Annotated in this window: 6 protein-coding genes and 1 pseudogene; 4 read left to right on the forward strand and 3 right to left on the reverse strand. The window is 73.9% G+C overall.

Annotated elements, in window-relative coordinates:
• Positions 1-150: 150 nt before the first annotated feature.
• Both V7E45_RS37630 and ppk2 read right to left on the reverse strand, forming a co-directional pair.
• Positions 151-2103, reverse strand: coding sequence for a PAS domain S-box protein (locus V7E45_RS37630; RefSeq protein ID WP_333778770.1), 1953 nt, complete (start codon positions 2101-2103; stop codon positions 151-153).
• A 216-nt stretch (positions 2104-2319) separates the two neighbouring features.
• Positions 2320-3123 carry a polyphosphate kinase 2 gene (gene ppk2, locus V7E45_RS37635; RefSeq protein WP_333778771.1) on the reverse strand — a complete coding sequence of 268 codons (804 nt, stop codon included), beginning with the start codon at positions 3121-3123 and terminating at the stop codon, positions 2320-2322.
• 258 nt (positions 3124-3381) lie between these two features.
• On the opposite strand from ppk2, the gene V7E45_RS37640 reads away from it, so the two are divergent.
• The 4 genes from V7E45_RS37640 to V7E45_RS37655 all read left to right on the forward strand — a co-directional run bounded on the left by V7E45_RS37640 (position 3382) and on the right by V7E45_RS37655 (position 6402).
• The gene (locus V7E45_RS37640) at positions 3382-4257 is read left to right on the forward strand and encodes a universal stress protein (RefSeq protein WP_333778772.1); all 876 of its coding nucleotides are present in this window, start codon (positions 3382-3384) and stop codon (positions 4255-4257) included.
• Positions 4258-4339: 82 nt separating this feature from the next.
• Positions 4340-5032, forward strand: a complete 693-nt coding sequence (locus V7E45_RS37645; protein WP_333778773.1) for a helix-turn-helix domain-containing protein — start codon at positions 4340-4342, stop codon at positions 5030-5032.
• A 184-nt stretch (positions 5033-5216) separates the two neighbouring features.
• Complete coding sequence (locus tag V7E45_RS37650) at positions 5217-5402, forward strand: hypothetical protein (protein WP_333778774.1); 186 nt, start codon at positions 5217-5219, stop codon at positions 5400-5402.
• A gap of 109 nt (positions 5403-5511) precedes the next feature.
• On the forward strand, positions 5512-6402 hold the full coding sequence (locus tag V7E45_RS37655) for an SDR family oxidoreductase (protein WP_333778775.1): 891 nt from the start codon (positions 5512-5514) through the stop codon (positions 6400-6402).
• A gap of 2 nt (positions 6403-6404) precedes the next feature.
• Here the strand turns inward: V7E45_RS37655 and V7E45_RS37660 are convergent.
• Positions 6405-6689, reverse strand: a pseudogene (locus V7E45_RS37660) (N,N-dimethylformamidase beta subunit family domain-containing protein); the annotation flags it as partial.

The following is a 6689-nucleotide window of genomic DNA, read 5'->3' on the forward strand; positions in this document are numbered from 1 at the left end:
GAGCGGGGGCAGGGGGGCCGTTCGGCCCGGCGCCCGGCCGTCCGGCCGCTTGTCGAGTCCCGATCGACGGTCGCCCGCTCGATCTCCGGTGGGGGGAGCCGGGCGGGCCGGCCCGACGGCGGGCGCGGGGCCCGTGGGCCCCGGCACACCTCACAGCTTCAGCGTGAACCAGGTCGTCTTGCCCTCGTCCGTCGGCCGTACGCCCCAGCTCTCGGCGAGGTTGCGGACCAGCAGCAGACCGCGGCCCGACTCCTCGAACTGTGCGGCGAGCCGAGGCTGCGGCAGGTGCGGGCTGTGGTCGCTGACCTCGACGGTGAGGTCGGTGGCGGTACGGCACAGCCGCAGCGCCACCGGCCCCTCGGCGTGCTGCACGGCGTTGGTCAGGGTCTCGGAGAGCAGCAGCAGGGCGTCCTCGGCCGCCGCGGCGCAGTCCCACAGCGCCAGAGTGCGGCGGAGGAAGGAGCGGCCCTCCGGCACGGAGGCCGGGACGGCGGGCAGCGTGGTGGTGACGGCGGCCAGCGGGGCGGCCGGCAGCTGGGCCAGCAGCAGGGTCACGTCGTCGTTGTGGCCCTCGGCGTCGGGCAGCAGGGTGGCGAGCACGTGGTCGGCCGCGGTCTCCAGACCCGTCGACCGCGGCAGGCAGGTGCCGAGGACGGTGGTGAGTTCGAAGATGCGGGCCTCGATGTCGCTGTCGGGGGTCTCGACCAGGCCGTCGGTGTACAGCACGAGGGTGGCGCCGGGCGCTATGGCGACACAGGACTCCTCGTAGAGCACGCCGCCCACCCCGAGCGGGGCGTTGACCGGTGCGGGCAGGGCGCGGACGCCTTCCACGGGGTCCACCACCAGGGTCGGCAGATGACCCGCGGAACAGGTCGTCACGGTCCCGGCGTCCGGGGCGATCACCAGGTAGCAGCAGGTGACCAGCTGGTCGGGCACGTCGAGGTCCGCCACCACGGTGTCGAGGGCCTGCATGAGCCGGCGGGGCTGCATCTCCGTCTTGGCCAGGGCGTGCGCGGCGGACCGCAGTTGGCCCATCACGGCGGCCGCCTCGAGCCCGCGGCCCATCACGTCCCCGATGAGGACCCCGACCCGGCCGGCACCCAGCGGTATGAGGTCGAACCAGTCGCCGCCGACACCGGCGCCCTGGGTGGCGGGCCGGTAGCGGCTGGCGGTGGCCAGGCCCGGGATCGCCGGCGGGGTGCCCATGAGACTGCGCTGCAGGGTGAGCGCGATGTGCCGCTGCTGCTCCAGCAGGGCGGTCAGTTCGGCCTCCGCGCGCTTGCGGTCGCTGATGTCCCGGACGATCGCGCACGCCCCGACCACCCGGCCACGGGCGTCCCGGGTCGGCCACAGCGTGACGTCGACGTCGAGGAGCGAGCCCGTACTGGTGACCCGCAACGTCTCGAAGTGCTCGACCTTCTCCCCCTGCCGCAGGCGCTTGAGCAGCACCCGGATGTCCTCGTTGAGTTCCTCGGGGGCGAGCATGGACACGTGCCGGCCGATGGCCTGCTCGGCCGTGTAGCCGTACAGCCGCGCGGCGGCGGCGTTCCAGTAGGTGATCTCGCCGTCCAATGTCTTGGCGAGGATGGCGTCCTGGGAGGACTCGACCAGAGCGGCCAGTTCGTTGATGCGGGCCTCGGCGGCCTTGCGGTCGCTGACGTCGCGCACCGCCGCCGACACCAGCAGCCCGTCCGCGGTCTCCAGCGGGCTGAGGCTGATCTCGACGGGGAACTCGGTGCCGTTCTTGCGCAGCCCGTGCAGTTCGAGACCGGCGCCCATCGGGCGTACCTGCCGGTTGGCGGCATAGCCGTCGCGGTGCCGGGTGTGGTGCTCGCGGAACCGGTGCGGCACCAGCAACTCGACCGGCCGGCCGAGCAGTTCCTCGCGGCCGTAGCCGAACAGGGCCTCCGTCTGCGCGTTGACCAGCCGGATCGCTCCGGTGTCGTCGACGATCACCATGGCGTCGGGGGCCGCCTCCAGCAGTCCGCGGAACCTTTCCTCGGCCGCCGAGGGGCCGCCGCGGGTGAGGCGGGCGCCGCAGGTGCATCCGTCGGGGAGAACCGGGGCCGCCACCCGTGGCGGCTGGTGGGCGAACGATTTCATGGGCAACCCCGCGGTGTCGGGCGTGCAAGTCTGGCCATCCCAACGCATGTGGGACGTCGTCGCGGTGTCTTGTCGCGTCCTGTGCCGCGGGCGGCCGTAAGACGTTCGCCGCGAGGTCGGACCTGTCGGGAACGCGGCGCTAATTGTTCGTCCGGCGCCGGCCGCGACGGCTCACGGCCGGCCGGCGAACGCCCCGTGCGCGACGTGACGGCGGGTTCAGAGGCCGGCCGCGTGATCGGGGACGAAGGTCTGCAGGTCGCGGGGCGGTCGCTGGTACCCGGTCGACGCCGGACGCTCGGGCAGTTCCAGCACCGGCGGCGGCACCTCCTGGTAGGGGACGGAACCCAGCAGGTGCGCGATCATGTTCAGCCGGGCCCGGCGCTTGTCGTCGCTCTCGACGACGTTCCACGGGGCCTCGGGGATGTCGGTGTGCACGAACATCGCGTCCTTGGCGCGTGAGTACGCCTCCCAGCGGGAGAGCGACTCCAGGTCCATCGGCGACAGCTTCCAGCGCCGCAGGGGGTCCTCCAGACGGCGCCGGAACCGCTCCTGCTGCACCGCGTCGCTCACCGAGAACCAGTACTTGCGCACCAGGATGCCGTCCTCCACCAGCATCCGTTCGAAGATCGGGCACTGCCGCAGGAACCGCTGGTACTCCTCCTGGGTGCAGAAGCCCATCACGTGCTCCACGCCGGCCCGGTTGTACCAGGACCGGTCGAAGAGGACGATCTCGCCCGCGGCCGGCAGGTGCTCGACGTAGCGCTGGAAGTACCACTGGGTGCGCTCGCGCTCGGTCGGCACGGGCAGCGCCGCGATCCGGGCGACCCGGGGGTTGAGGTGCTCCGTGACGCGCTGGATGGTGCCGCCCTTGCCGGCCGCGTCACGTCCCTCGAAGACGATCACCAGTCGCGCCCGCTCGGCGCGCACCCACTCCTGCAGTTTCACCAACTCCGCCTGGAGCCGGAGCAGTTCCTTCTCGTACGTCTTGCGTGGCAGCCGGTCCACGTGTGTGTCGCCCATGCCCCCAGTCTCCCGCAGCCCCGCGCGCCGGCCCGTGCGCGTGCCACCCGCGTGCCGCACCGGCCCGGCCGCCCGGGGCCCCGGCCGCCCGGGGCCCCGGCTCCCGGGCCCCGCTCGCGGGCCCGGCTCGCGGTGGGGCCGAACGGCTCACGCGGGGGCCGGACCGGCCTATGGGACGGATGGCCGTACGCATGGGACGGTGGTGGTGTGGCCGCTCCGCACGCGGCGCGACGCGGTCGCCGGAAGGCGGTGAGCCCGATGCTGGACATGCCCCTCGTCGTGGGCGTCGACGGGTCCGACTCCAGCCTGACGGCGGTCGACTGGGCGGTCGACGAGGCGGCCCGGCGCGGCCTGTCGCTGCGGTTGGTGTACGCCTCCCTCTGGGAGCGGTACGAAGGCTTCCAGCCGGAGGGTTCGGAGCGCCCCTCCGAGCAGGCGATGGTCGAACGCGTGGTCGACCTGGCGGTGGAGCGGGCCAGGCTGCGCGACCCCGAGGTGAAGTCGACCACCGCGATCCTCCCGCAGGACGCCGTGGACGCGCTGGTGGGCGCCGGTGACACCGCGTTCGCCGTGGTGACGGGCGCCCGCGGCCGGAGCGGGCCGCGCGGGCTGCTGCTCGGCTCGGTCGGCCTGACCGTGGCCGCCCGCGCCCGCTGCCCGGTGATCGTCGTGCGCGGTGACCGGGCCGCGCTGGCCGGCACCCATGAGCGGATCCTGCTCGGCGCCGGCGATCCGGACACCGGGGCCGAGGCGGCGCGCTTCGCCCTCGGCGAGGCCCGGGTGCGCGGATGTGTCCTGGACGCCGTACGGGCCTGGCGCTCCCCGCTGTACGAGATCGCCGACCACGCCCTGCGGTCCGGCGGCACCGAGGACCGGCACGCGCGCCGGGCCTCCGCCGAACTCGACGAGGTGCTGGACGGTCCGGCGGCCGACCACCCCGACGTGCTGGTGCGGCGCACCGCGGCGGAGGGCGCGGCCCGCAAGGTGCTGGTGGACCGCTCGGCCGCCGCCGACCTCGTCGTCATCGGGGCCCGGCACCGGCACGGGCACGTCGGGCTCCAGCTCGGGCGGGTCGCGCACCGACTGCTGCACCACGCCCGGTGCCCGGTGGCCGTCGTCCCCCAGCAGGCATGAACGACCCGACGACACCGCCACCCCGTACCGGGTGGGCCGGCGGAACGCAGAACGCAGAAAGCAGCACGAGGAGTGGATGAGGATGACCGACCGCACGAGCCCGCGGCACCCGGCGCAGGACGCGCCGGGCACGTCCTCGCGGGGCGACCTCGGGCGCCGCGTCGAGCGGCGCCGCACGGAACTGGGCCTGAGCCGGGCGGAGGTGGCGTTCCGCGCGGGCATGGCCGAGGGGTACGTCGCCCACCTGGAGCAGCACAGCACCGCGGCGCCGGACGCCGGCACCCTGCTGCGGCTGGCGGGGGCGCTGCGGACCAGTCCCGCGGAACTCGGTGGCGGCCACGCCGGTCTCCCGGCGGGCATCGGACGCGCCGCCCGCAGCCCCCGGCTCAGCGAGCTGGGCGAGGAGGAGTGCCGGGAGCTGATGTCGACCCACGGCGTGGGCCGGATCGCGCTGTCCGGCGACGGGGCACCGGTCGTCGTCCCCGTGAACTACAGCGTCGTCGACGGCGCCGTCGTCTTCCGGACGCGCCCGGACTCGGTGCCCGCGCAGGCGGTCGGCCAGGAGGTGGCCTTCGAGATCGACCGGGTGGACGACGCGCTGAGCCAGGGATGGAGCGTGCTGGTACGCGGCACCGCCCGTGCCGTGACCGACCCCGACGAGACGAGCCGGCTGACCGCGCGTGCCTACAGCACGCCCTGGGCCGGCGAGGGGCGCGAACTCTGGGTGCGCATCGAGCCGGACGCGCTCACGGGACGCCGTATCGACGAGTGGTGAGACCGGGCGGGGCGCGGTGCGAGGGAGCCGGCCGCCGCGCACCGCGCCCACCGCCCGTGCCGGGTGCGGGGGCGTTGTTACCCGCGGGTTTCCCAGTACCGCAAGTAACATGATGACCTTGGCTGCGGTTGTACCAGTCAGTCAACTCGGCGCGTCCCCGGGCGCGCCCTGCCCGGAGATGTCCATGCCCTCTGAGTCCTCCGACGCCCTGGAAAACGCGCGTTACACCTACGAGCAGCACCTGCACAGGTGCCGCCAGTGCCACGTCGACACCGTGCCCTGTGCCGTGGCCAAGCACCTCCTGCGGATCTACAACAACGCCCGCAGGGACCACCTCCGCTCCGCCGGGCACCACACGCCCACGATCTGACCCGCCCGCGCCCGCGCGCGGACACGGCCTCTGGAACGAAGGGGTTTGCCGGACGGGGTGACCAGGGAACCCGGTCGCCTGCCCGACCGCCCCAGCACCGGAGGCCGACGTGACGGAGAACCAGAACCCCCAGCCCGACCCGACGACGCGGCACGCCCGCCCCGACTTCCCCTCCCAGGACCAGCCGCACCCCGGCTGGACCGGGCCGATGGACCCGCCGCCGGACCACGGCGAGGAGTCCTACCGGGGCGCGGGCCGCCTCGACGGGTTCAAAGCCGTGATCACGGGCGGAGACTCCGGCATCGGGCGTGCGGTGGCGCTCGCCTACGCCCGCGAGGGCGCCGACGTGCTGTTCACCCACCTCGAGGAGGAGGTGGAGGACGCCCGCGAGACCGCCCGCCTGGTGGAGGACGCGGGCCGCAAGGCCGTCGCCGTGCCCTGCGACATCCGCGAGGAGGACAACTGCCGTGCGCTGATCGACCGGGCGGTCGACGAGTTCGGGCGCATCGACGTCCTCGTCAACAACGCGGCCTACCAGATGTCCCAGCCGGACGGCATCGAGGCGATCAGCACCGAGCAGTTCGACCGGGTGCTCCGCACCAACCTGTACGGCATGTTCTGGCTGACCAAGTTCGCCCTGCCGCACATCCCGAGCGGCGGCAGCGTGATCAACACGACGTCGGTGCAGGCATACAAGCCCAGCCCGCATCTGCTGGACTACGCGACGACCAAGGGCGCCATCGTCACCTTCACCCAGGGCCTGGCGCAGATGGTCGCCGAGCGGGGCATCCGCGTCAACGCCGTGGCACCGGGCCCGGTCTGGACGCCCCTGATCCCCGCCACGCTCCCGGACACGACCGAGTTCGGCAAGCAGAGCCCGCTCGGCCGGCCTGCCCAGCCCGCCGAGATCGCCCCGGCCTACGTCTACCTCGCCTCCGACCAGGCGAGTTTCGTCACGGCGGAGATCCTCAACGCCACCGGCGGCACCCCGCTGCCCTGACCTCAGGCCGGGCCGCCGTACACCTGAGCGGTGTCGGCGACCGGCGCGGGGGCGTGCCGCGCCGCGGGACCCCGCGCGAACGTGCGCAGCAAATTCTCGGTGGCGCGCGTGACGAACGCCCTGGTACGGCCGTCCATGCCGTGGTCGCGGCCGAGTTCGCCGGTGCCCGCGAGCAGCCCCTCCACCCAGCGCATGGTCCCGGTCGCGAAGACCCCCGCCCCGCCGGGGACGGTGTAGTACGCCGAGTCGCTGTGACTCGGCCGGCCGGCGCACACCAGCGGGGAGTG

This window comes from Streptomyces sp. IBSBF 3136 (genome assembly GCF_036815105.1).
In the GTDB taxonomy this organism is placed as follows: Bacteria; Actinomycetota; Actinomycetes; order Streptomycetales; family Streptomycetaceae; genus Streptomyces.

Coding starts and splice junctions, on each gene's coding strand:
- V7E45_RS37630 (WP_333778770.1), bottom strand. CDS start 2,103: ATGAAATCGTTCGCCCACCAGCCGCCACGGGTGGCGGCCCCGGTTCTC.
- ppk2 (WP_333778771.1), bottom strand. CDS start 3,123: ATGGGCGACACACACGTGGACCGGCTGCCACGCAAGACGTACGAGAAG.
- V7E45_RS37640 (WP_333778772.1), top strand. CDS start 3,382: ATGCTGGACATGCCCCTCGTCGTGGGCGTCGACGGGTCCGACTCCAGC.
- V7E45_RS37645 (WP_333778773.1), top strand. CDS start 4,340: ATGACCGACCGCACGAGCCCGCGGCACCCGGCGCAGGACGCGCCGGGC.
- V7E45_RS37650 (WP_333778774.1), top strand. CDS start 5,217: ATGCCCTCTGAGTCCTCCGACGCCCTGGAAAACGCGCGTTACACCTAC.